Raw genomic sequence first — 24,337 nt, forward strand, 5'->3', positions numbered from 1 at the left:
TCGCCCCTACAGACTCAGGGCATGGTCGAGCGCGTCACAGTCGTCGCCTTCGGGGGTGTGCAGTCCCTCGACGTCGCCGGGCCGTGGGAGGTCCTCACGGGGGCGAACCGGTATCGGACCGCACACGGTGACGAGCGGGCGTACGACCTGAGGCTGGTGGGCACGGAGGCCGAAGTGGCGTCCGAGAGCGGCCTCGTCATGGTGGCCGGTGCGCTCGGAGAGCCCGTCAGCGGCGGCACCCTCGTCGTCCCCGGTGGCCGTACGGCGGCCGCCGGGGACGAGCACGACGACCTCGTCGCCTGGTTGCGGGGCTGCCGGCCGACCCGCCTGGTGTCGATCTGCTCCGGGGCGTTCCTCTGCGCACGGGCCGGACTGCTCAGTGGTCGCCGGGTGGCCACCCACTGGTCGCTGTCCCGGGAGCTCGCTCGGCGGTTCTCCGACCTCACCGTCGACCACGACGCCCTCTACGTCCACGACGGTCCGGTCTGGACGTCCGGCGGTGTCACCTCGGGAATCGACCTGGCGCTCGCCGTCGTGGCGGCCGATCACGGAGCACGGGTCGCGCAGGAGATCGCGCGCTGGCTCGTGATGTTCCTGCACCGGCCCGGCCAGCAGGCACAGTTCTCCGGCCCGGTGTGGCTGGAACGCGCCACCGACCGGCGGGTGGCCGCCGTGCAACGTGCCATCGACGCCGATCCGGCCGCCACCCACCGGGTCGACGATCTCGCCGCGCAGCTCGCCATGTCGCCCCGGCACTTCCAGCGTCTCTTCGCTCGGGAGACGGGGCTCACCGTCGGGCGCTACCGCACCGAGTTGCGTCTGGAGACCGCCAAACGCCTTCTGGTGCAGTCCGACCTCGCCCTCGACGTCGTGGCGGTCCGGGCGGGATTCGGTTCCGCCGAGTCGCTCCGACGTGTCTTCGGCGAACGGCTCGGTACGACGCCGGGCGCGTTCCGCGCACGCTTCTCGACCCTCTGACCGGAAGGAACCTCTGGTGACCCACGTCGTCATACCGCTCTACGACCGTTTCACCGCCCTGGACGTCATCGGCGTCTACCAGCCACTGGCCCTCACCCCGGGCATCGACGTGGTCCTGGTGGCCGAACGCCCCGGTCCCGTCCACGACGACTGCGGGATGCTCTCCCTCGTGGCCGAGGCCGCGCTCGACGACGTGCGGGCGGCCGACGTCCTCGTGGTGCCGGGCGGGCCGGGGACCGGTCCCGCTCTCACCGGCCCCCTGCCGGCGTGGATCGGGCGGATCCACGCCACGACGACGTTCACGACCTCCGTGTGTTCCGGCTCGCTCCTGCTCGGGGCTGCCGGACTGCTGCGGGGACGACGGGGCACCAGCCACTATCGGGTGGCGCAGAAGCTGGTCCACTTCGGTGCCGAACCGACGGACCAGCGGGTTGTCGAGGAGCCCAACGCGCGCATCATCACGGCGCCGGCGTGTCGAGTGGCATCGACATGGGGCTGAGACTCGTCGAACTCCTCACGGACCGCACGACGGCGCAGGCGGTGCAGCTGTGGATGGAGTACGACCCGCAGCCGCCCTTCGACAGCGGCCACCCCTCCCGCGCGACCGCCGAGGTGATCGCACGAGCGGCGGCGTACGAGAGCGCAGGCAGAGTGGCCCGATGACCTGGCCCTAGACCCCGACGCGCTGCGGCGGGACGGTGAGGCCGTAGAGCGCCATCAGCTCCGGGGTGTCGACGCGACTGCCGTCGGCCACCGAGTCGCAGGCGATGTCGACGATCTGGTCCTTGTGCGCCAACAGGTACGGCCGAGCGCCCACGTCCGCGCTGGCCAGCGTCGCGATGCCGGGCCAGTGCCGGCGGCCGAACAGCATCGGGTACCCGCGCAGCCCGTCGTAGGTGGCGCACACCAGCACATCCGGGTACGGCAGCGCGGCCACCCGGCGGACCGCTGCTGCGGTCAGGCCCGGCATGTCGACGGGCACCACCACCACCGCCTCGATCCCCGCGTCGTCCATGGCGGCCAGACCGGCGCGGATGGACGAGCCGACCCCGGTGCCCCACGCCTTGTTGATCACAACTGTCGCCTTGCCCAGGTCGGCGGTCTCCCGGACCTGGTCGGCGGCGGCCCCCAGCACGACCACGATCTGCTCGCAGCCGGCCTCGGTCATCGTGTCGATCATCTGGTTGACCAGGGGCTTCTCACCCTGGTGCAGCAGCGCCTCGGGACCGCCGATGCGGCGCCCCCCACCTGCGGCGATGATCATTCCTGCGATCCGGTTCAGCTGGGCCCCCTCAAGCACGGGACCGACCGCGACGGCCGGCCCCCTCCTACGGACACTGCAACGAGGAGGGCCGCGCACGAGTGGCGGGGCAAAACGGAGAAATAGCGCAACCGTTACACGCCAGACAGTTGCGCCGGGGGATCAATTGATCATTGGGCGCACTCCGGGGTAGCGGAGGTGTTCGGGTCGTCCTTTGCTCTGCTTCAACCCACGCAACACGGAGGGCCCGAAAGTGTTGCGTGGGTTGAAGCAGAGCAAAGGGAGCGGCACATAGGTGCCCCCTCGTCCGACACCCGGTGCGGGCACCCGACGTCAGGGGCGGTCATCAGAGGGTTGTCACCAGGATTCAGGCCCTTGACGCAGCGGCGGCGACCTACTTCTCGTCAGTGGACAACGGCAGGGCAGTGGCCGCCGGTCAGGCCGCGTCGGCGTAGCAGTCGACGATGGACAGATCCAGGGGGAAGCGCACCGGGGTGTCGCCGAACAGCAGCGCGGTGGCCCGCTCACCCGCCCTGCTCACCGCCGCCGCCACGGCCTCGGCCTGATCGGCCGGACAGTGCGCCATCACCTCGTCGTGCTGGAAGAAGACCAGCTCGGCGTCGGTGCCGGCCAGCTCGGCCCGCAGCGTGGCCAGCAGCGTCGAGGCCCACTCCGCGGCGGTGGCCTGGATGACGAAGTTGCGGGTGAAACGCCCCCGGGAGCGGGCGGCCCGCGCCCTAGGGCTCTGCCGATCGGACGCGGCGTCCGGATCGGTCGGCAGCTCGTCGGGATCACCGAGCCCGACCGAGCCGGGTGGGCAGGTGCGCCCCAGCCACGAGCGCACCAACCCGCCCGCCTCCCCCGTGCGCGCCGCCGCCTCGACATAGCCGAACGCCGTCGGGTAGCTGCGTTTGAGCACCGCGAGCGCGGGCACCGCCGCACCGCCGGTCTGCCCGTACATGGCACCGAGCAGGGCGACCTTGGCGCGGGGACGGTCACCACCGAACGAGTCCCGGGCGAGCGCGGCGTACAGGTCACCGGCGCCGCCCGCCGCCGCCAGCCGATCGTCGCCGGAGACCGCCGCCAGGACGCGCGGCTCCAACTGGCCGGCGTCGGCGACCACCAGCCGCCAGCCCGGGTCGGCCACCACCGCCCGGCGGATCACCTTGGGGATCTGCAACGCGCCACCGCCCCGGGTCGCCCAGCGACCGGAGACCACCCCGCCCGGCACGTACTCCGGCTGGAACCGACCGTCACGCACCCACTGCTCACGCCAGGACCAACCGTGCGCCGTCCAGATCCGGTACAGCTCCTTGTATTCCAGAACCAGGGGCACCGCCGGATGATCGACCCCGCGCAACACCCAGGCCCGGGTGTTGGGCAGCTCCACCCCGGCCCGGGCGAACGCCTTGAGCAGCTCGGCCGGGGAGTCGGCGTGCAGCTGGCGGACGCCGAAAGCATCGGCGATCCGGGCCGCCAGCTCGGCCAACCGGCGCGGCGGCCCACCGACCGGGGACGGCTCCCCCAGCAGCTCGGCGAGGATCGCGTCGTGCACCTCGGCCCGCCAGGGCAGCCCGGCGACGCCCATCTCCACCGCGATCAACGCGCCGGCCGACTCCGCGGCCACCAGCAGCCGGAACCGGCCGGGGTGCTCGGTGGTGGCGAGCCGGGCGACCTGGTCGGCGTACACCCGGGCCAGTGCCTCGATGCCCGGCCCCGGCGGACCGGGCAGGGTGTCGAAGAGCGCGCCCTGGCCGTGCCCGGGCGGCGCGGCGGCGCGCGGCGGCGGGTCGGGCGGCACCGCGGCACCGGTCAGGCGGGCCCAGGCGGCGGCCAGCGAGCGGGGCTCGCCCCAGCGGCCGGCGTGCCCGAGCAACAGGGCCTCGGTCAGCTCCACGTCGTGGCACCGCTCGACGCGCACCCCGGCCCGCAGCAGCGCCGGGTAGATCGCGCCCGCGGCGGCCCACACCCACCGCGGATGCTCGGCCGCCTCCCGTGCGGCCACCGCGGCCGCGAGGTCGCTGACGGTCTCGACCGGGCCGACGGGTCGGCCGGCGGCGTCGAGCGGACGCAGCTCTCCCCCACCGCGTTCGCCCGCCACCACCGCCACCAGCACGAATGTGATTCTGCCTTCCCCCTCCGACAGGAAAACGGGTCGGTGCGTCGGCCCGGTGCTCGATAGCGTGGCCAGGTGCCTCCCCAGATCCCGCACTCCGACCCCGGTATCCCCGACACCCGCGGTCCGATGCGGTACCTGTGGTGGCTGGTCCGCTGCCAACCCTGGCGCATTCTGCGCGGCAGCCTGCTCGGCACGGCCTGGATGGTCGGGCTCTCGGCCCGGCCCTACCTGATCGCCCGCGCCGTCGACGACGGCCTGCGCGCCCGCGACAGCCGCGCCCTGGCCCTGTGGGTCGTGGCGATCGTCGTGGCGGGGGTGGCGTTGTCGTACCTGGGGATCATGCGACACCGCACGATGACCTTCATCCGGGAGGACGCCAAGGCCCGCTCGGCGGAGGTGCTGCTGCGTCAGCTGTCCCGGGTCGGCGCGGCGCTGCCGCGTCGTTCCGCCGCCGGTGAGGTCGCGACGGTGGGCGGTTCCGACATCGACTGGTCGGCGCAGGTGCTGACCCTGACCGGGCCGGGGGTGGGCGCGATCATCGCGTACGGGGTCATCGCCGTGGTGCTGTGGTCGATCTCCCCGCTGCTCGCGCTCTGCGTGCTGCTGGGCGTGCCGGCTGTCGCGCTCGTCGTCGGACCGCTGCTGCGCCGGCTCGAACGGGCCGAGTCGATCTACCGCGGGCAGCAGGGCGCGCTGACCGCCCGGTCCGGCGACATCGTGGCCGGGCTGCGAGTGCTCGCCGGGGTGGGTGGCCGGGACCTGTTCGCCCGCCGGTACGCGAGCCGATCGCAGGAGCTACGCGCCGAGGGCTACCGCGTCGGCGCGGTCGTGAGCTGGATCGACGCGGCCACGGTGGCCATCCCCGGCCTGTTCCTGGCGGCGGTGGTGTGGCTGACCGCCCGGATGGCCGTCACCGGCGACGTCACGATCGGTGAACTCGTCGCCGTCTACGGCTACGTGGCGACGCTGATCGTGCCGGTCTGGTTCCTGTTGGAGGGCAGTCACCAGCTCATCCGGGGTCGGGTCGCCGCCCGGCGGATCGCCGGTCTGCTCCGGCTCGCCCCGGACGACGTCGGTGGGCCGGGCCGCCGGTGGCCGGCCGGTGTCCCCGGCGCCCGCGACCCGCACGCCGTGCCCGCGCCATCCGGCCCGGCCGACCTGCACGACCCGTCGACCGGGCTCACCATACGCGCCGGCCGGCTGACCGGGGTCGCCGCCGACGACCCGGCCGAGGCCGTGGCGCTTGCCGACCGGCTCGGCCGGTACGTCACCAGCGACGTCACCTGGGGCGGCGTGCCGCTGACCGCAGTCGCCCTGGACGAGGTCCGGGCCCGGATCCTGGTCGCCGACCACGACTCGTACCTCTTCGCCGGCACGCTGCGCGACGTGCTGGGCCCGAAGCCCGACGACGAGATCCGCGCCGCGCTGCGGGCCGCGTCGGCCGACGACATCGTCGACGCCCTGCCGTCCGGGCTGGACACCCCGCTGGACGCCCGGGCCCGGACGCTGTCCGGCGGTCAACGCCAACGGGTGCGCCTGGCCCGGGCGCTGCTCGCCGAGCCGGAGGTGCTGATTCTCGTCGACCCCACCTCGGCCGTGGACGCGCACACCGAGGCCCGCATCGCCGAGCGGCTCCGGATCGCGCGGGCCGGGCTGACCACAGTTGTGTTCGCCACGTCGCCGCTGCTGCTCGGCCGCGCCGACTGGGTCGCGCACCTGAGCGAAGGCCGGGTCGACTCCTCCGGCACCCACGAGGGGATGCTCGACTACGACCCGGGCTACCGGCACCTGGTGGCCCGGGGCAGCGATGACGGGCAGCACTCCGATGCCGAGGAGGCGTACCAGTGAGCCGCCTGCCGGTCGCGGATCGCGGCACCGTACGCCGCGCCCTGCGGGACATGATCAGCCGGCATCGCCGGGCCGTCGGCGTCGTGCTGGCGCTGCACAGCGCCGCCGCGATCGCCGGCCTCGCCCCGCCCTGGCTGCTGGGCGCCATCGTCGACCGGGTCACGGCCGGCGCGGGCGTGGCGACGGTGGACCGGCTGGCCCTGGCCATCGCCGGCTGTGTCGTGGTGAGCGCGCTGCTCGCCCGGTACGCCCAGTACGCCGGTCACCGCTTCGGTGAACGTGCCGTCGCCGAGCTGCGCGAGCAGTTCGTCGACCGGACGCTCGCCCTGCCCGTGTCGGTCGTGGAGCGGGCCGGCGCCGGGGACCTGGCGACCCGCAGCTCGGTCGACGTGGCGACCGTCGGCACCACGGTCCGGGACGTGGTGCCGACCATCGTCATCGCCTCGGTGCAGTTGACGTTGCTGTTCGGCGCGGTGTTCCTGCTGCACCCCCTGCTCGGGCTCGCGGCGCTGGCCGGGCTGCCGTCGATCGTGGCGGTGACCCGGTGGTACCTGCGGCGGGCCAGCTCCGCTTACCTCACCGAGGGCGCGGAGGCGGCCGAGTTGACCGAGGCGTTGACCACGACCGCCGAGGGTGCCCGCACGGTCGAGGCGCTGCGGCTCACCGACGACCGCGTCCGGTACGGCACCGCCCGCGTCGCCCGGGTGTGGCGTGCCCGTCGGGCGACGCTCGCCCTGCGTACGGTGTTCTTCTCCGTGGTCGAGGCCAGCTATCCCCTGCCGATCGCCCTGGTCCTGCTCGTCGGCGGCTACCTGCTCTCCGCCGACCTGGTGTCCCTCGGGTCGGTGATCGCCGCCGCGCTCTACCTGCAACAGGCCATCGACCCGATGGACCGGCTGTTGCAGTGGACCGAGCAGGCGCAGCGCGGCTTCGCGTCGTTCGCCCGGGTGCTCGGCGTCGGGCTGGTCCCACCGGAGCCGCCCGGCACCACGGCCACCTCGCGGGGCGAGCGGCTCGTCGTGCGCGAGGCGCGGTTCTCGTACGCCGACGGGCACGACGTGCTGCACGGCATCGACCTGGACGTGCGGCCCGGCGAACGGCTGGCGGTCGTCGGCCCGTCGGGCGCCGGCAAGTCGACCCTGGCCCGGCTGCTGGCCGGCATCGACGCGCCGCGGCGGGGCGTCGTCAGCATCGGTGGCTGCCCGGTCACCGACCTGGACCCGGCCGAACGTCGGAGGCGGATCGCCCTGGTCACCCAGGAGCACCACGTCTTCATCGGCTCGGTACGCGACAACCTCGCGTTCGCCGCGCCGGACGCCTCCGACGAGCAGATGCGCGCCGCGCTCGCCACGGTGGGCGCCGACTGGTACGACGAGCTGCCCGAGGGGCTGGACACCGCGCTCGGCGACGGCGCCCGCCAGCTCGGCGCGGCCGAGGCCCAGCAACTGGCGCTGGCCCGGCTGGTGCTCGCCGACCCGCACACGCTGATCCTGGACGAGGCGACCGCGGCGCTCGACCCGAGCACCGCTCGGCGGACCGAGCGCGCCCTGGCGGCCGTGCTCGTCGGGCGGACGGTCATCGCCATCGCGCACCGGCTCAACACCGCGCACGACGCCGACCGGGTGGCCGTCCTGGCGGACGGCCGGATCACCGAGATCGGCAGTCACGACGACCTCGTCGCGGCCGACGGGGCGTACGCCGCCCTCTGGCGCTCGTGGCACGCGCACGCCGACGAGCGCCAGAGGTGACGGTCTACTTCACCGCGCCGGAGGTGAGCCCGGCCTGGATCTGACGCTGGAAGACCGCGTACACGATGATCATCGGGAGGATGGCGATGGTCAGCGCGGCGAACAGCCCGGACCAGTCCGCCTCGTAGCCGGCGTTGACCGAGATGTCGGCGATGCCCTGGGTGAGCACCCACTTGTCCTTGGCGTTGGAGAGCAGCACCAACGGGAGCTGGTACTGCGCCCACTGCCCGATGATGTTGAAGATCGCCACGCTGATCAGGCCCGGCTTCGCCATCGGCATCATGACCTGGAAGAACAGCCGGGCGTGCCCGCAGCCGTCGATCATCCCCGCCTCGGCCACCGAGGTCGGCAGCGTCTTGAAGAACGCGGCCAGGAAGAAGACCGTGAACGGCAGCGAGTACGCGATGTAGACCAGCACCACGCCCTGGTAGGTGTCCAGCATGCCCAGCTGCTTCACCACGAAGAAGAGCGGCACCAGGGCCAGGAAGACCGGGAACGCCAACCCCGAGACGAACAGGTAGTAGATCGCCCGGTTGCCCCAGAACCGGTACCGCGCCAGCACGTACGCCGCCATCGAGCCGAGCAGCATGGTGCCGAAGGTGCTGCACGAAACCACGAGGACGCTGTTGAGGAAGTACCGGCCGACGTTCGCCTTGGTCCACGCCCGGCCGAAGTTCTCCCACCGCAGCTCCGCCGGGAGCGTCCACGGGCTGCTGAAGATCTCACTGGTGTTCTTGAACGCGGCGAGGAACGTCCAGAGGATCGGCACGATCACGATCACCGCCCACACGGCGAGCGCGACGTGTCCCAGGCCGGCGAAGAGCCGCACCTCCGAGCGGGGGCCCTTGCCACGCCGGCCGCCGGTCGCGGAGTTCTCGCCGGTCTTCGGCGGTAGGGCCGCCGGCGTCGGCGGCAGCGTCGACTGGGGGTTCATCAGTACTCCACGCTTTCCCGCTTGGTGAGCCGCAGCGTCAGCGCCGCGAACGTGAGGGTGAGGAAGAACAGCGCCACGCCCATCGCGGAGGCGTAACCGTACTTCGAGTAGACGAACGCGTTGCGGTAGATCTCCATGGCCAGCACGGTGGTGGCGCCGTCCGGGCCGCCACCGTCGACCGAGAGCACGGCCACGATGGCGAACGCGTCGAACGCCGCGATGCCCAGATAGACCCACGCGACCTGGAGGGTGTCCCAGAGCAGCGGCAGGGTGACCCGGAAGAACAGCGTCACCCTGCTCGCCCCGTCCATCTCCGCGGCCTCGTAGATCTCGCCCGGGATGGAGGCCATCCCGGCCGAGAAGAGCACCACGTAGAAGCCGACGGCCTGCCAGACCAGCACCGCGAGGATCGACCAGAGGGCCAGGTTCGGCTTGACCAGGAAGAGGATCGGCTCCAGGCCGAACTTCATCAGCACACCGTTGATCAGGCCGGACTCGTTCGGCCGGTAGACCATCTGGAACAGCACCGCGATGATCGCCACCGCCAGGACCTGGGGGAAGAAGAACACCACCCGGTAGAACTTCGCCCCCCAGACCCCCTGGCGTTGACCGCCACTGCTCTTGCCACCCACGTTGAGCAGGAAGGCGAAGAACAACGCGATGGCGATCGTGATCAGCGGCAGGGCAAGCAGCAGTACGCCGTGGTGCTGGACCGCCTTCCAGAAGGCGCCGTCGTCGAGCAGCTTCCGGTAGTTGTCGAAGCCCACCCACTGCGGGGCGGAGAGCCCTCGCCAGTTGGTCATCGAGATCTGGAACGCCTGCGCGTACGGCCAGATAACGAATGTCACGTACAGCGCGACCGGGGCGAACAGGAACCCGATCACGAATGGATACTTGCCGTGCCGCATGACCCTAGCTCCGATCGATCAGCGCTTGAACTTGGCGACCGAGCTGTCCTTCTTGATCGCGTCGGCGCGCTTCTGGATCCGCTCCACGAAGGCGTCCGCGTTGATCCGGCCGAACATCAGCTCGTTGGTGGCGCTGCGCGCCTCGGTGTCGAGCTCCTTGTACCAGCCGTCGAAGTACAGGTTGAACACGTCCTGCCCGGCCGCCTTGAGCGCGGCCTGCGAGCTGGCCACACCGGGCGGGAAGGCGAAGCCCTCCGAACCGGAGGTGACCACGGTCGGGGCCTTGACCACCTCGGTGAAGCCCTTCGCGCCCGCCGTGGACAGCATCTGGCGCATGTACTCCAGGCCGCCCTTGGGGTTCTTGCTCTTCGCCGAGACGAAGTAGCCCTCGCCCGCGGTGGCCCGCAGCGCCGTGGCCGGCAGCTTGTCCGACGCGGTGAGGCTCGGCACCGGCATGAGCTGGTAGTCGAAGCCGGCCGGGGTGTCCTTCTTCTGCTCGCCCTCCAGCCAGTCACCGCTGGGGTACAGGGCCACCTTGTACTGGTTCTGCCGCAGCTGCACGTCGGTGTGCTTGAGCCCCTCGAAGCTCTTGTCGCTGAACTTCGCCCCGACCTCGGCCCACGCCGTGGCCGCCTGCTTGACCGCGTCCTGCTTCCAGGCGCCGTCCTCCAGGTTGTCGATGTTCTTCAGCACCTCCACGCCGCCGATCTTGGCGGCCTGGGTGAGGATCACGTTCCACTGGTAGTACGCCGCGTTCGCCCCGGCGTAGCCGTACGGCGTGATGCCCTTGGCCTTGATGGCGGTGAGCAGCTTGATGAAGTCGTCCCAGGTCTTCGCCGGCGCCCAGCCGTTGTCCTTGAAGAGCTTGCCCGAGTACCAGATGCCGAAGACCGTGGAGACGTAGTACAGCACGTACGGCTTGCCGTTGAACGAGCCCGCCTCGACGGTGCCCGGCACCACGGTGTCGCGGACCTTCTTGGCCGGGTCGTCGACCGACGGGGCGTCCCACAGCTCGGTGAGGTCCTGGAGCTGACCGTCGGCGACCAGCGCGCCGAAGTCCATCAGCTTCTCGCCCGAGTTGTTCACGAACTCCGGCGGGTTGCCGGACGCGAACCGCGGCTGCAGGACCGTGGAGACGGCCTGCGTGGACTGGTGCTTGATCTCCGCCTTGGGGAACGCCTTCTTGTAGAGCGGCTCGTGCACGTCGGTGGCGTACTTCTCGCCGTAGCCACCGTTGAAGATGATCACCTCGATCGGAGCGTCGTCCTTGACGCCCAGCGGGTTCTTCTCACTCTTGGTGCCTTCGGCGGCCTTCTCGTTGTCCTTGTCGCCGCCGCTGCTCGTCGCGCACGCGCTGAGCAGGCCGATGGCCGGAGTGGCGAGCATGCCCACGGCCGCGGCGCGACGCAGCACCGTGCGACGGTCGAGTGCGGCCGGGTGCTCGGGGGTAATCGACATCGTCGTCTCTCCTTGTGGAATTTCGGGTCAGGCGGTGCGCCGGAGACGCCCGGCGTACCGCGACTCGAGGGCGATGTTGTGCTCGTCCCCGCCGGGGACGTTGGCGGAGAGGTAGATAGGGGGTACCTCCCCGGCCTGGTGGAACCGTCGTACGACCTCAGCGGTCAGCAACTGCGCCAGCAGCGCGGTGGTGACCGAAGAGACCGCACAGACCGCGCCGCCGCCCTCGAGCGGCAGCAGTGCGTCGCCGTACGGTGCGCCGTTGTCCAGCACGACGTCGGCGAGGTCGGCGAGCCGTTGACCGGACGGGTGCCGTGGCGCCACCCGTGCGGTGTGCTCGACCGAGGTGACCGCGATCAACGGGTGACCGCGCTCGGTGACCAGCGCCGCCAGCTCGACCACCGAGCCGTTGATGCCGGATTGGGACGCCACCACGAACACGTCGCGCGGCTGGGGTGCCGCGAGCGCGTAGATCTGGTGGGCGATGGAGGGGTCGCGTTCCAGCTTGGGGTCGGCGAGCACGTCGCGCGGGGCGTCGCCGTGCACCACCAGGTCCCGTACCGACAGCTGGTTGGTGGGGACCAGCCCACCGGCGCGGGCGACCAGCTCGGCGGCGAACGCCTCGGAGTGCCCGGCGCCGAACGCCTGGAGCACACCGCCGGCGCGCAGGCTGTCGGCGATCAGGTCGGCGGACCGGGTGATCCCGTCGGCCTCCGAGTCGAGCAGGCGGTCGAGCACCGGGCGGACGGCGTCCGCGTACCCCTGGGCACTGATCATGACTGGGCCCCTTTCGCGGCCTTGTGCCCGTCGACGGCCTGCGCGGTGCGCCGGAAGGCCGCGTGGGCGCGGTCGTGGGTGCGCTGGGCGACGGCGATGTAGAGCAGGTCGAGGACCACCAGTTGCGGGTGGCGGGCGGAGAGGGCGTCCGGCCGGAAGGTGGTGGCCTGGCTGGCGGTGAGCAGCACGATGTCGGCCAGCTCGGCCAGCGGTGAGCGGGGAAAGCCGGTGAGGGCGAGTGTGGTGGCGCCCCGGCTACCCGCCTCGGCGAGCATCTCGATCGTCTCCCGGGTCTGGCCGGTGTGCGAGATGCCGAGCGCGACGTCGCCGACGCCGAGCAGCGCGGCGCTGGCCAGCCCCTCGTGCACGTCGCTCCAGGCCCAGGCGGCCACCCCGATGCGGTGCAGGCTGAACTGCATCTCCTCGCCGACCAGGGCGCTGCCGCTGGCTCCGAAGATGTTCACCCGGTTGGCGCCGGCGATCGCCACCGCGGCGCGTTCCACCTCGCCGAGGTCGAGCAGCGCGGCGGTGTCGTGCATGGCCCGGGTGTCGGCGGCCATGATCTGGTCGAGCACCCGCGCGAGGGGGTCGTTGGGCTGGATCTCACGGCCGATGTCGACGGTCCAGCCGGCCGAGCGGGCCCGGCCGGTCTCGGCGGCGATGCCGAGGCGCAGGTCGGCGTACCCCTCGAAGCCCATCGCCCGGCAGAAGCGGGTGATGGTGGCCGGCGAGGTGCCACTGCGCTCGGCAAGCTCCACAATGGTGGAGCGCGCGGCGGCCTCCGGGTCGCTGAGGACGTGCTCGGCGACGCGGCGCAGCGCGCCGGTCAGTTCGCCGAGACTGTTGCGGACCCGGGCCAACACCCCGTCGGACGACGATCCGAGGGCGTTTCGCCGGTCGATCGCGTCGGCGTCGACCACCGCGGTTCCCGCAGCGGTGTCCACCTCATGATCAACCATCGACGCCTCGCATTTTCGAAGGACTGTTAACTGTTAGTGGTAAAATTTCTTACTGAACGACCTTCTATGTCAAGACCGTGGGCGAAGTTTTCAAACTGTTACCTGGCGCACGCCCCTCCGCGCCGCCCCGAAGTTGCCCCGCGCGGCCGCGCCGACCAGCATGAACAGGCCCAGCACCGCGCAGCGCAAGGAGGACCGTGCCGATGTCCGACACCGTCGTGGTCGGTCTCGACGTCGGGGGTACGTCCACCCGGGCGACCGCCCTGACCCTCGCCGGCGAACGCCTCGGCACCGGCCGAGCCGGCGGCGGCAACCCCACCAGCCACGGCGCCGAACGGGCCGCCGCCGAACTGTTGACCGCACTACGCGCCGCGCTCGCCGACGTCGAACCGACCCGGGTGGCCGCCGGCACCATCGGGTTGGCCGGCGCAGCCCGGATCCTCGCCGACCCCGCCAGCCGCGCCGCCTTCGACCGGGCCTGGCACGACGCCGGCCTGCGCTGCCCGTACGCCGTGCACGGCGACGCCCTGGTCGCCTACGCCTCCGGCACCGCGGACCCCAACGGGACGGTGCTCATCGCCGGCACCGGCGCGATCACCGCGCAGGTCGTCGACCTGCGACTCGACCGGGTCGCCGACGGCCACGGCTGGCTGCTCGGCGACGCCGGATCCGGCTTCTGGCTCGGCCGCGAGGCCGTCCGCCGGCTCCTGGCCGACCTGGACGCCGCCCGCACCCCCGGCACGCTGACCACTGCCGTCCTCACCGAACTGACCGGCAGCGCCGAGGTCGCTCCCCGCCCCCGCGACACCGTCGACGCCACGATCCAGGCGGTCACCCGCCGGCCGCCGATCGAGCTGGCCCGGCTCGCGCCGCTTGTCGTCACCGCCGCGGTCGACGGCGAACCCGTCGCCACCGCGCTGATCGCCGAGGCCGCCGCCCACCTGGCCGCAAGCGTCGGCCGGATCCGCCCCGCCGAGGCGACGACGCCTGTCGTACTCGGCGGTGGACTGCTCACCGCGCACACCCCACTGGCCACAGCCGTGCGCGCCGAGATCGGTCAACGCTGGCCGTCCGCGCCCCTGCGCACCGCCGGTGACGGTGCCGCCGCGGCAGCCTGGCTCGCCGCCCGCGCCCTCCCCGAGCTCACCGACCCGGCAGCCCTGCACGCCCGCCTCTTCCCCACCCCCTGACCGCCCCCACCCGGACCGCCCCACCCCACCCCGGGCCGAACCGGGCAGCGCCGCGCCAGACCGCGCCGCGCCGCGCCGCGCCATGATCGTGCTCGATCCTGGAAAGAGTGCCCACCTCACGCCACGAGGCCACTACATCCTTGATCGAGCACGATCAACGCTGCGCACGACCGCCGCCACGGCAAGATCCGCGCAGTTTCAGGGAAACTGCTGCCTCACGACGAGCTGAGACAGCAACTTCACCGAAGTTGCGCGGATCTTGCCCTGGCGGCGGGCGGGCGGGCGGCGGGCGGCACGGCGGGACCGTGTGATCAGGAGCGGTCACTTGTTGGTGGTGGATGCCGCCTCTGGGGGCGGCCGCCGATGCCCAGCTCGGCGGGTGGCGGGTGAGCCGCCACCCCGCCTTCCTACTTGAGCTGACCCGCGGTCAGGCCGGCCTGGACCTGGCGTTGGAAGGCCACGTAGATCGCCAGCACCGGCAGCACCGCGATGCTCAACCCGGCGAAGAGCCGCGCGTAGTCGCCCGCGTAGCCCTGACTGACCGACAGCGCGAACAGCCCCTGGGCGAGCATCCACTTGGACTCGTCGCCCTGCATCAGCACCTGCGGTAGCAGGAACTGGTTCCAGTGACTGAGGAAGTTGAAGATCGCCACACTGATCAGTCCCGGACGTGCCATCGGGAGCATCACCCGGAAGAACAGCCGGAAGTGACCGCAGCCGTCGACCATGGCCGCCTCGGCCACCGAGGTCGGCAGCGTCCGGAAGAACGCGGTCAGGAAGAACACGGTGAACGGCATCGAGTACGCCGCGTACACCAGGATCAGTCCCGTCCAGGTGCCGAAGAGGCCGGCGTTGCGGACCACGAAGAACAGCGGCACCAGGGCGAGGAACACCGGGAACATCAGGCCGCCGACGAACAGGTAGTAGACGACCTGCCGGCCACGGAACTCGTACCGGGCGAAGACGTACGCGGCGGCGGCGCCCATCAGCATGGTGAGGCTGACCGAGCCGGTGACCACCACGAGGCTGTTGAGGAAGTACCTGCCGATGTGCGCCCCGGTCCACGCGCGCGCCCAGTTGTCCCAGCTCAGCGACGCGGGCAGCCCCCACGGGTCGGCCAGGATCTCGCCGTTGGTCTTGAACGAGCTGAGGAACATCCACAGCAGCGGCAGGACGGTGAGCAGGCCCCAGAGCAGCAGGAAGCCGTGCGAGAGGGCGTTGGCGACGCCGAGTTCCCGCCGGACGGGACGGTCCCGGGCCGGGGTCGACGTCGGCGCGGCGGCGGTGGGCTGGTCCAGTGTGGTCACGAGTACTCGATCCGATCGCGCCGGCCGACCCGCAGCGACAGCACCGCCACCGAGAGGGTCAGGAAGAACATCACCACGCCGATCGCCGAGGCGTAGCCGAACTTGGTCTCGCTGCCGAAGGCGGTGTCGTACATCCGTACGCCGATCACGTCGGTGGAGAAGTTCGGTCCACCGTTGGTCATGAGCTGCACGAGGATGAACCCGTCGAGGGCGAAGATGGCCAGGTAGACCCAGGCGACCTGCACGGTGTCCCAGAGCAGCGGCAGGGTGATCCGCCGCAGCGTGGTGAACCGGGACGCGCCGTCGAGCAGGACCGCCTCGTAGATCTCCTTCGGTACTGCCGACATCGCGGCGCCGAACAGGACGACGTAGAAGCCGACGTTGCTCCACACCATCACCGCCAGCACACACCAGAAGGCGGTCGCCGGGTCGCCGAGCCAGGTCGGGGCGGGCAGGCCGACGGCGTGCAGCGCGCTGGTCAGCAGCCCCTTGTTGGGGTGGTAGACCTCCTTGAACAGCAGCGCGATGATCACGACGGAGAGCACCTGCGGGAAGAAGTACACGGTGCGGTAGAACGCCCCGCCGCGGACCCCGGTGACTCCGGCGCGGCCCCGACGCCCGCCCAGGGCGAGCATGGTCGCGAAGAAGAGCCCGAATCCGATGGTCAGCACGGGCACCAGGGCCAGCAGGATCGCGTTGTTCTTCAGCGCGTTCCACACGTAGTCGTCGTGCCACAGCGCCGTGAAGTTCGCCAGCCCGACCTGGTTGGCGTCGGCCGAGTAGCCGAGCCAGTCGGTGGTGGAGATCTGGAACGCCTGCAGGTACGGGGAGACGACGAAGAAGACGTACAGCAGCACCGGCGGCACCAGGAACGTGACGATCAGCGGCCACTTGCCATGTTTCACGGTGGACCTTTCCCAAGGTGCGGCCGGTGGGGGCTCGCTCGCCCCCACCGGCCGGGCTGTCAAGCCGCTCGCTTGTACTTCTTGATCGAGCTGTCCTGGGCGATCGAGTCGGCGCCCTTCTGACACTGGTCGAGGAACTCCGCCGGGCCGATCCGGCCGCTGAAGAACTCGCCGCACGCCGCGTCGACGAGGTTGCGCTCCAGCTTGCGGTAGTAGTTGTTGTAGACCCAGTTGAAGCCGTTGGACCCGGACGCGTCGAGTGCCTTGACCACGGTCGTGAGCCCGTACGGCAGCTCGACTCCCTCGGTGGCGCCGGCGACCACGGTGAGGCTGGCGACCTTCTTCGTGAAGTCCTGGGCGCCCTTGAGGGACAGCATGGTCCGGAAGTACTCCAGCCCACCGGCGACGTTGCGGGCCTTGGCCGGCACCATGAACGGCTCGCCGGCGGTGCCTCGGATCGCCTCGAACGGCAGCTTGTCGCCGCTGCCCAGGCTGGGGGTGGGCGCGATGGTCATGTTGAACCCGGCCGGGGTGACGTCCTTCTGCTCACTCTCCAGCCAGGATCCGCAGGAGATGAAGGCGGCCTTGCCCTGGCACCAGGCGGTCTGCGACTGCTTGTGGTCCAGGCCGGGTGAGCCCTCCAGGATGAACTTGTCCTTGACGATCTGGTGCCACGCGTCGGCGGCGGCCCGCATCGAGTCGGACTTCCAGGCGTTCGGCTCCAGGTTGTCGATGGCGGTCGCCACCGACGGCCCGCCGAGCTTGATCGCGGTGGCGATCAGCGGCCAGCTCATGTAGCGCGGGTGCAGGCCCGCGTACGTCCAGGGGGCGATGCCGGCAGCCTTGATCTGCTTGCAGAGCGCGATGTGGTCGTCCCAGGTCTTGGCGTACTCCCACCTGCGTTCGGCGAACAGCTTCTCGGAGTACCAGATGCCGTAGGCGGTGTAGGTGTAGTTGAGCACCAGGAACGTGCCGTCGTACGACCCGACCTCGACCGCGCCGGGCAGCAGGGTGTCCTTGACGGTCTTGCCGGGCACGTCGAGGCTCGGCGCGGCGAGCAGCTCACCCAGGTCGGCGATGGCGTTCTGGCTGACCAGGCCGTTGAAGTCGATCTGACTGGCGCCGGAGTTGTTGACCACGTCGGGTGGCGTGCCGTCGACGAAACGCGGCTGGAGGGTCTTGCTGATCTCCTGGGTGGCGGAGTGCTTGATCTTCGCCTTCGGGTACTTCGCGGTGTACATGGCCTCGTGGGCCTTGGCGTACTCCTCGCCGAACCCGCCGCCGAAGATCACCACCTCGAGCGGGGCGTCCTCCTTGACGCCGAGCGGGTTCTCGGCGCTCTTGGTGCCCTTGTAGGTCTCGGCATCGCCCTTGTCGCCGCCGCCTGTCGCACAGCCGGTCAGCAGGCCGGCGGCGGGGGTGGCCAGCAGACCGGCGGCGGCGCTGCGCCGCAGGATCTCACGCCTGTTCATAAGGTCTCCTCGGTTCGGGTCGGGCGGTCGCCGGGGGGATGGGGGAAGGCGTCCGTCGCGCGAGGCACGGGGGGTGTTGCTTGTCTTCAGTTAGCGCAAAGTTGCTGAAGAATTTCTACGGCAGCGACGAGCGGACTTCAACCCCCGGCAGCCGAACCGTTATCACCACCGGCCACCACCTGCTCGCCTAGCCTGAGGTGATGGGCCGCCTGCGCCAGCTCGCCGAGCGCACCCCGGCGGGCCGGGAGCGGTACGTCGACCTGCTCCGCGCCCTCGCCATCACCATGGTCGTTCTCGGACACTGGGGCGTCGTGGTGATCGTGCGCGACGACGGCGGGCTGCCCACCGGGCATTCCGCGCTCAGTGACCTGCCGTGGGCGTACCCGCTGACCTGGGTGGCCCAGGTGATGCCGGTCTTCTTCCTGGTCGGCGGTTACGCCAACGCGGTCTCGCTGGCCCGCCTGCGGGCGCGGGGTGGCGACGCCGCCAGTTGGCTGCTCGACCGCAGCGCCCGGCTGGTCCGCCCCACCAGCGTGCTGGTGCTGGTGCTCGGCGGCGCCGCGGTCGTGGCGCGGTTGCTCGGCACCGACCCGACCCGGATCCGCGAGGTGGTCTGGTTCGCCACCATCCCGCTCTGGTTCCTGGTCGCGTACCTCGCGGTGGTCGCGCTCACCCCACCGATGTACGCGCTGCACCGCCGCCTCGGCCTGGCGGTGCCGCTGGTGCTGGTCGCCCTGGTGGGTCTCGGCGACCTGGGCCGGCTCACCGGGCCGGTGGGGCTGAGCTACGGCAACTACCTGTTCGGCTGGCTGGCGATACACCAGCTCGGCTTCGCCTGGTACGACACCCGGCCGGCCGCCGGGCCGAAGCCAGCCAGCGAAACCGCCCCGCCGGCCGACACCGCCGGCCGTCCGGCCCTCGCCGAAGCCGACCCGTCGGCCCACGAGCATTCGGGGGTACGTCGTCGCCGGCTGCCGACCTCCCGCCGGGCCGCTCTGGTGTTCCTGGTCGGCGGACTGGCCGCGCTGCTGCTGCTCACCGTGCCCGGCCCCTGGCCGGTGGCCATGCTGAACGTGCCCGGCGAGAGGCTGGACAACGCCGGTCCGCCGAGCCTCGCGCTGCTGGCCGTCGCCGCCACCCAACTCGGCCTGATCCTGCTGCTGCGCGGCCCCGCGGAGCGCCTGCTGCGGCGCACCGGCCCGTGGCAGGTGGTGATCGCGGTCAACCTGGTGGTGCTGACCATCTTCCTCTGGCACCTGACCGCCGCCATCGGGCTGATCGGGCTGCTCGACGCGACCGGAACCCTGCCCACACCGGAGGTCGGCTCGACCGCCTGGTGGGCGTGGCGAGTGCCCTGGCTGCTGCTGCTCGCGGCCGTCCTGACGGTGCTGGTCGCCATCTTCGGCCCGGTGGAGGTCCACAGCAGCGGGCACCGCACCGGGCAACGGGCCGGCCAGGGCACCACGACCCGCACGGCGCTGACCGTGGCCGGTTACGCCGCCGTGGTGTTCGCGCTGATGCTCAACAGCGCGACGCCGAAACTCACCGCGGAGCCGCTCGGCATGCCCGCCCCGGCCCTGCTGGCGTACCTGGCCGGGGCGGGCGTGCTGCGTCTGCTCAGGTCTGGGTGGGGAACCCGAGGTTGACCCCGCCGTGGCGTGGGTCCAGCCACCGGCTGGTGACCACCTTGCCCCGGGTGAAGAACCGCACCCCGTCCTCGCCGTGCGCGTGCAGGTCACCGAAGAGCGACGACTTCCAGCCGCCGAACGAGTGGTACGCCATCGGCACCGGGATCGGCACGTTGATCCCCACCATGCCGACCTCCACCTCGTGCTGGTAACGCCGGGCCGCGCCGCCGTCGTTGGTGAAGATCGCCGTGCCGTTGCCGTACGGGCTGGCGTTGACCAGTTCCACGGCCTCGTCGTACGAGCCGACCCGGACCACGCTCAGCACCGGCCCGAAAATCTCGTCCGTGTAGATCGACATGTCCGGGGTGACCCGGTCGAACAGGGTCGGGCCGAGCCAGAAGCCCTCCGGGTCGCCGTCGGGCGTCACGTCCCGGCCGTCGACCACCGGCACCGCGCCGGCGGCGACACCGGCGTCCACGTAGGAGCGCACCTTCGCCGCGTGCGCGGCGGTGACCAGCGGACCCATGTCGCAGCCCCGTCGGCCGTCGCCGGTGCGCAGACCGGTCACCCGGGCGGCGATCCGGTCGACGAGCGCGTCCGCCACCGGCTCCACCGCCACCAGCACGGAGATGGCCATGCACCGCTCCCCCGCCGAGCCGAACCCGGCGTTCACCGCCGCGTCGGCGGCCAGGTCCAGGTCCGCGTCGGGGAGCACCACCATGTGGTTCTTCGCCCCGCCGAGCGCCTGCACCCGCTTACCGGCCGCCGTGCCGCGCTGGTAGACGTACCTGGCGATCGGGGTGGAACCGACGAACGAGACCGCCCGCACCTCCGGGTGCTCCAGCAACGCGTCGACGGCCTCGGAGTCGCCGTTGACCACGTTGAGCACCCCGTCGGGCAGGCCCGCCTCGGCGAACCACTCGGCCAGCAGCAGCGCCGCGCTCGGGTCCTTCTCGCTCGGCTTGAGCACCACCGCGTTGCCGCAGGCCACGGCCACCGGCACGAACCACAGCGGCACCATCACCGGGAAGTTGAACGGGGAGATCACCGCGACCACGCCCACCGGCTGCCGGATGGTGTACGAGTCGACCTCGGTGGACACGTTCTCGCTGAACGCGCCGCGCAGCGCCGACGGCAGGCCGCAGGCGTACTCGATGACCTCCAGGCCGCGCTGCACCTCGCCGGCGGCGTCGGCGAGCACCTTGCCGTGCTCGGCGGTGATCACCTCGGCGAGCCGGTCCCGACGGGCGTGCACCAGCTCGCGGAAGGCGAACAGCACCGCCGACCGCTTCGCCAGCGACGCGTCGCGCCAGTCGCGGGCCGCGCGGGCGGCGGACCGCACCGCGACGTCGACGTCCGCGGTCGAGGCCAGCTCCACCTCGGCGGTACGCCTACCCGTCGCCGGATCGAACACGTCACCACGCCGTTCGGACGTGCCGCCGACCCGCTTGCCGTCGACGAAGTGGCCGATGCTCGTGCCGCCCAGACCGCCGATGCTCATGCCACCACCGCCGCCGACGAGCGGATCGCGTCGACGAGGATCGCCAGGCCCTCACGGGCCTCCTCCTCGGTCAGCGTCAACGGTGGACCCATCCGCAGCACGTTGCCGTACAGGCCGCCCTTTCCGGTGAGCAGTCCACCGGCGCGGCACGCCTCGAAGACCCGGTTGGTCAGCGCCGGATCCGGCTCACCGCCGCCCGGCCGGACGAACTCGACGCCGAGCATCAGCCCCTTTCCGCGTACCTCGGCGACGCAGTCGAGACCGCCCACGGCGGCCCGCAGGCCGTCGGCGAGGATCGCGCCGACGCGGGCCGCGTTGGCCTGGAGGTCGTGCGCGAGAAGGTAGTCGAGCACCGCGTTGCCGGCCGCCGTGGAGATCGGGTTGCCGCCGAACGTGGAGAAGCTGATTCCCGGCACCGCCTGGAGCACCTCGGCCCGGCCGACCACCCCGGCGAGAGCGAACCCGTTGCCGACGCCCTTGGCGAAGGTGAGCAGATCCGGGGTGACGCCGTGCGCCTGGTAACCCCAGAAGTGCTCCCCGGTACGCCCCCAGCCGGTCTGCACCTCGTCGGCGATGAACAGGATGCCGTGCTCGTCGAGGACCTTCTTCCAGCCGGCGAAGAGCCCGTCCGGCGGGTGCACGAAGCCGCCCACGCCCTGGATCGGCTCGGCGATCAGCGCGGCCACGTCACCGGTGGTCTGGGTGGCCAGCACCTCGCGCAAGTCCTCCACGGCTGCGTCGACCTGCTCCTCGGCGCTCAACCGTGCCAGCAGACCGCGAACCCGGTCACCGGAGTGCAGCCAGGCCACCTGGAGCGGGTTGAGCGCGCTTGCCGACCAGGTGCGGTTGCCGGTGACGCCCATCGCCGCGTACGACCGGCCGTGGTAGCTGTTGCGCACGGCCAGGACCTGGTGCGAGCGGCGGTAGTTGGTGGCGACCAGCAGCGCCGCCTCGTTCGCCTCGGTGCCGGAGTTGGTGAAGAACACTCGAGCGTCTCCGATGCCCGAGCGCTGGGCGACCTTCTCGGCCAGCTCCACCTGCTGACGGATCAGGTAGAGCGTCGAGGTGTGCACGATGCCGGTGGCGAGCTGCCGCTCGACCGCCTCGCGGATCTCCGGGATGTCGTACCCGATCATGTTGGTCAGCACGCCGCCGAAGAAGTCCAGGTAGCTGCGGCCCCGCGCGTCGGTGACCCGGCGGCCCGAACCGGCGACCAGCTCGATCGGCTCGTCGTAGTAGAGGGGCATCCAGGACGGGAGCACGGCCCGGTGCCGGGCCAGCAGGTCGTCGGTCATCGTGGCAACCCTTCAGCGGCGTTCGTGGATACCGCACGCTCCCACCGCCGGCCCGCACGGACAACTGTCAGGGTGTAGCGCAAGGCCGTTCCGGCCTGACAGCACGTCAACGGTTTCCAGAGCCGTGGCCGCCGCTGGCCGCTGATTTCCGCAGCGAACATGCTCTTCCTCCGCTCGATCCGCAGTCTGGTCGCTCACCGCTACCCTGGGTCCGTCCACTGTCGCCGGGGAGGCACGCGGTGCGCATCGACGAGACCATCGCCGCACTGGAACGCGTCGCCGCACGGGAGGTGGGCCGGGGCAGCGAGGCGCTGGCCGCGCCGGCGGCCGGCGGGCTGCTGGCCGCCGCCCGGTCGCTCGCCAGCGCCGGTGCGCCGGACGCCGCGGTGCTCACCGGGTTCTTCATCCCCGGTGCCGAGCCGCCGGCCGCGGAGACCGACGGCCCGCTCGGCGCCGTCCAGATCGCCGCCGCGCTGCGCCTGCTCGGTGGCCGGTGCCGGCTCGTCACCGACCAGCCGTGCGCGCCGGTGGTCGAGGCGGCCGTCGCCGCCGCCGCGCCGGGCCTGCCGGTGGACGTCGCGCCGCTGCGGGGGTACGACGAGTGGGCCGCCGCCCTCCTGCCCCGCTACGACCGCCTCACGCACCTCATCGCCTGCGAACGGGTCGGGCCCGGAGTGGACGGTCGACCCCGCAACATGCGCGGCGAGGACATCGGCGCGCACACCGCGCCTCTGGACCGGCTCTACCGTGCCGGTTCGGCCTTCCGGATCGGCATCGGCGACGGCGGCAACGAGCTGGGCATGGGCCTCCTGCCGGTGGACCTCGTCGGCCGGGTGGTCGCCTCCGGCGAGCGGATCCGGTGCGTGGTGGGCGCTGACGCGCTGCTCGTCGGCGGCACCTCCAACTGGGCGGCCGCGGCCCTCGTCGGCGCGCTGTCGCTGCTGCGCCCCGACGTGCCCGGGCTTCGTACGCTGCTGGAGCCCGCGTGGTCGTCCGACCTGCTGGCCGCGATCGTCTCGGCGGGCGCGGTCGACGGGGTGCGCCGCCGCCCCACGCTCAGCGTCGACGGCCTCGACTGGCCCGCCTACGCCGAACCCCTCGCCCAGATCGCGGACCTGGTCCGGAGCGCCAGGTAGTCGTGGTCACCGCACGGTGGGTGGCTCGGCCGCCGACCGCAGGGGTCTCGACACGCGCCTCGGCGGGCTGGCCCGGGCGGCCCCACGGCGGCGCTTCGGCAGGTGCAGGACGGCGGCGACCACCGCGAAGGCGGCCCAGCCGGTGCCCAGCGCGACGGCCGCCGAGACGTCCTGAAGGTAGTGGTACGCGGTGAGGAAACCGACAAGCGCGAGGCTGTTGCGGGCGAAGTGCCCGCTGAACTCGAACAACTGACGGCGGGCCTCGACGGCGACCAGCACCCCCGAGTACGGGAATGTCACCACCATGCCGCGCAGCACCGCGCCGAGCAGCGCGGTGAGGATCGCCCCGACGAAGATGACAAGCAACTTGAGCAGCGCCGGCAGACCGTCCGGACGGCCTCCGGCCGACGTCTCCGCGTCGGAGCCCGCGTCGCCGACCGCGCCCGGTCCGCCAACGGCGGCGTCCGCTCCGCCGGCAACGGCTGCGTCTGCTTCGCCGGCAGCGGCGGCGGGGGTGACCCGCGTCTGGGCGCGACGGCGCAGCAGGAGCATGGCCGCCAGCCAGAGCACGAGCGTGGCGGCGAGGGCCGCCTCGAACGGGATGTCGACGGCCAGCAGACCTGCGCTCAGCGCCACGTAGACGGCGATCCCCGCGCCGTCGGCGAGCAGGATGGGCCAGCGCAGCCGCTGATGGGTGACCGCCACGGTGACGAAGAAGAGGTTGAGCCCGAGCACGCCGAGCACCTGCGCGCCACCCACCCCGTAAGGCGTGCTGACCAGGGCGAGCGTCATCGGCAACGGAAGGCTGTAGACCAGTGCCCGGAGCCGGATCGAGCGGATCACGCTGACCGCCCAGACCACTGCCGTCACCAGCAGGACCGCACTCAGCGTCATGGCTTCCCCGTCCCGACCG

General features: G+C 71.8%; 21 protein-coding genes. 8 read left to right on the plus strand and 13 right to left on the minus strand.

Going from position 1 to position 24,337, the window contains the following annotated elements:
- Positions 1-21: 21 nt before the first annotated feature.
- The 3 genes from AB0B39_RS12620 to AB0B39_RS12630 are packed head-to-tail and all read left to right on the plus strand — an operon-like array spanning position 22 to position 1,641.
- Positions 22-978, plus strand: coding sequence for a helix-turn-helix domain-containing protein (locus AB0B39_RS12620; protein ID WP_357574333.1), 957 nt, complete (start codon positions 22-24; stop codon positions 976-978).
- A 16-nt stretch (positions 979-994) separates the two neighbouring features.
- Positions 995-1,477 carry a DJ-1/PfpI family protein gene (locus tag AB0B39_RS12625; RefSeq protein WP_357574334.1) on the plus strand — a complete coding sequence of 161 codons (483 nt, stop codon included), beginning with the start codon at positions 995-997 and terminating at the stop codon, positions 1,475-1,477.
- The gene (locus AB0B39_RS12630) at positions 1,468-1,641 is read left to right on the plus strand and encodes a hypothetical protein (protein WP_357574335.1); all 174 of its coding nucleotides are present in this window, start codon (positions 1,468-1,470) and stop codon (positions 1,639-1,641) included. Before AB0B39_RS12625 ends, AB0B39_RS12630 begins: the two co-directional genes overlap by 10 nt.
- A gap of 7 nt (positions 1,642-1,648) precedes the next feature.
- Here the strand turns inward: AB0B39_RS12630 and AB0B39_RS12635 are convergent, their stop codons facing one another.
- Together AB0B39_RS12635 and AB0B39_RS12640 are read right to left on the minus strand one after the other, a co-directional pair.
- Complete coding sequence (locus AB0B39_RS12635) at positions 1,649-2,242, minus strand: NTP transferase domain-containing protein (protein WP_234591166.1); 594 nt, start codon at positions 2,240-2,242, stop codon at positions 1,649-1,651.
- Positions 2,243-2,675: 433 nt separating this feature from the next.
- Complete coding sequence (locus tag AB0B39_RS12640) at positions 2,676-4,385, minus strand: bifunctional 3'-5' exonuclease/DNA polymerase (RefSeq protein ID WP_357493450.1); 1,710 nt, start codon at positions 4,383-4,385, stop codon at positions 2,676-2,678.
- Between the two features lie 99 nt (positions 4,386-4,484).
- Here AB0B39_RS12640 and AB0B39_RS12645 point away from each other — a divergent pair, with 99 nt between their 5' ends.
- Together AB0B39_RS12645 and AB0B39_RS12650 are read left to right on the plus strand one after the other, a co-directional pair.
- Positions 4,485-6,206, plus strand: a complete 1,722-nt coding sequence (locus tag AB0B39_RS12645; RefSeq protein ID WP_357493452.1) for an ABC transporter ATP-binding protein — start codon at positions 4,485-4,487, stop codon at positions 6,204-6,206.
- Positions 6,207-6,256: 50 nt separating this feature from the next.
- A complete protein-coding gene (locus AB0B39_RS12650) occupies positions 6,257-7,954 on the plus strand; it encodes an ABC transporter ATP-binding protein (protein WP_357574385.1) in 1,698 nt (565 codons plus the stop codon).
- 4 nt (positions 7,955-7,958) lie between these two features.
- Here AB0B39_RS12650 and AB0B39_RS12655 read toward each other — a convergent pair whose 3' ends face one another.
- Genes AB0B39_RS12655 through AB0B39_RS12675 form a run of 5 tightly spaced genes read right to left on the minus strand, consistent with a single transcriptional unit; the run spans position 7,959 to position 12,990 of the window.
- A complete protein-coding gene (locus AB0B39_RS12655; RefSeq protein ID WP_357493283.1) occupies positions 7,959-8,888 on the minus strand; it encodes a carbohydrate ABC transporter permease in 930 nt (309 codons plus the stop codon).
- On the minus strand, positions 8,888-9,796 hold the full coding sequence (locus AB0B39_RS12660; protein ID WP_234591425.1) for a sugar ABC transporter permease: 909 nt from the start codon (positions 9,794-9,796) through the stop codon (positions 8,888-8,890). Before AB0B39_RS12660 ends, AB0B39_RS12655 begins: the two co-directional genes overlap by 1 nt.
- Positions 9,797-9,814: 18 nt before the next feature.
- Positions 9,815-11,254 carry an N-acetylglucosamine/diacetylchitobiose ABC transporter substrate-binding protein gene (ngcE, locus tag AB0B39_RS12665; protein ID WP_234591424.1) on the minus strand — a complete coding sequence of 480 codons (1,440 nt, stop codon included), beginning with the start codon at positions 11,252-11,254 and terminating at the stop codon, positions 9,815-9,817.
- A 27-nt stretch (positions 11,255-11,281) separates the two neighbouring features.
- The gene (locus tag AB0B39_RS12670; RefSeq protein WP_234591422.1) at positions 11,282-12,031 is read right to left on the minus strand and encodes an SIS domain-containing protein; all 750 of its coding nucleotides are present in this window, start codon (positions 12,029-12,031) and stop codon (positions 11,282-11,284) included.
- A complete protein-coding gene (locus tag AB0B39_RS12675; protein WP_234591421.1) occupies positions 12,028-12,990 on the minus strand; it encodes a MurR/RpiR family transcriptional regulator in 963 nt (320 codons plus the stop codon). The genes AB0B39_RS12670 and AB0B39_RS12675 overlap by 4 nt, the downstream gene beginning before the upstream one ends.
- A 203-nt stretch (positions 12,991-13,193) precedes the next feature.
- On the opposite strand from AB0B39_RS12675, the gene AB0B39_RS12680 reads away from it, so the two are divergent.
- Entirely contained in the window at positions 13,194-14,180 is a 987-nt protein-coding gene (locus AB0B39_RS12680; protein ID WP_357574336.1) for a BadF/BadG/BcrA/BcrD ATPase family protein, read from the plus strand.
- Between the two features lie 407 nt (positions 14,181-14,587).
- Here the strand turns inward: AB0B39_RS12680 and AB0B39_RS12685 are convergent, their stop codons facing one another.
- From AB0B39_RS12685 to ngcE (AB0B39_RS12695), 3 genes are read right to left on the minus strand one after another with little or no spacing between them, the layout of a single operon-like run.
- Positions 14,588-15,487: a carbohydrate ABC transporter permease gene (locus AB0B39_RS12685; protein ID WP_357574337.1), complete on the minus strand. Its 900-nt coding sequence runs from the start codon at positions 15,485-15,487 to the stop codon at positions 14,588-14,590.
- The gene (locus tag AB0B39_RS12690; protein WP_355067158.1) at positions 15,484-16,392 is read right to left on the minus strand and encodes a sugar ABC transporter permease; all 909 of its coding nucleotides are present in this window, start codon (positions 16,390-16,392) and stop codon (positions 15,484-15,486) included. Before AB0B39_RS12690 ends, AB0B39_RS12685 begins: the two co-directional genes overlap by 4 nt.
- A 59-nt stretch (positions 16,393-16,451) precedes the next feature.
- Positions 16,452-17,864, minus strand: a complete 1,413-nt coding sequence (ngcE, locus tag AB0B39_RS12695; protein WP_357493293.1) for an N-acetylglucosamine/diacetylchitobiose ABC transporter substrate-binding protein — start codon at positions 17,862-17,864, stop codon at positions 16,452-16,454.
- Between the two features lie 200 nt (positions 17,865-18,064).
- Here ngcE (AB0B39_RS12695) and AB0B39_RS12700 point away from each other — a divergent pair, with 200 nt between their 5' ends.
- Positions 18,065-19,510 carry an acyltransferase gene (locus tag AB0B39_RS12700; protein WP_357574338.1) on the plus strand — a complete coding sequence of 482 codons (1,446 nt, stop codon included), beginning with the start codon at positions 18,065-18,067 and terminating at the stop codon, positions 19,508-19,510.
- On the opposite strand, the gene AB0B39_RS12705 is transcribed toward AB0B39_RS12700, so the two are convergent.
- Positions 19,482-20,993: a CoA-acylating methylmalonate-semialdehyde dehydrogenase gene (locus AB0B39_RS12705; protein WP_357574339.1), complete on the minus strand. Its 1,512-nt coding sequence runs from the start codon at positions 20,991-20,993 to the stop codon at positions 19,482-19,484. The genes AB0B39_RS12700 and AB0B39_RS12705 overlap by 29 nt on opposite strands.
- On the minus strand, positions 20,990-22,288 hold the full coding sequence (locus tag AB0B39_RS12710) for an aspartate aminotransferase family protein (RefSeq protein ID WP_357574340.1): 1,299 nt from the start codon (positions 22,286-22,288) through the stop codon (positions 20,990-20,992). Before AB0B39_RS12710 ends, AB0B39_RS12705 begins: the two co-directional genes overlap by 4 nt.
- 239 nt (positions 22,289-22,527) lie before the next feature.
- Here AB0B39_RS12710 and AB0B39_RS12715 point away from each other — a divergent pair, with 239 nt between their 5' ends.
- Entirely contained in the window at positions 22,528-23,424 is an 897-nt protein-coding gene (locus AB0B39_RS12715) for a glutamate cyclase domain-containing protein (protein WP_357574341.1), read from the plus strand.
- Positions 23,425-23,430: 6 nt separating this feature from the next.
- Here AB0B39_RS12715 and AB0B39_RS12720 read toward each other — a convergent pair whose 3' ends face one another.
- Entirely contained in the window at positions 23,431-24,318 is an 888-nt protein-coding gene (locus AB0B39_RS12720) for a hypothetical protein (protein WP_357574342.1), read from the minus strand.
- Between the last annotated feature and the right edge of the window lie 19 nt (positions 24,319-24,337).

Source organism: Micromonospora sp. NPDC049114 (assembly GCF_040648635.1).
Taxonomy (GTDB): Bacteria; Actinomycetota; Actinomycetes; order Mycobacteriales; family Micromonosporaceae; genus Micromonospora.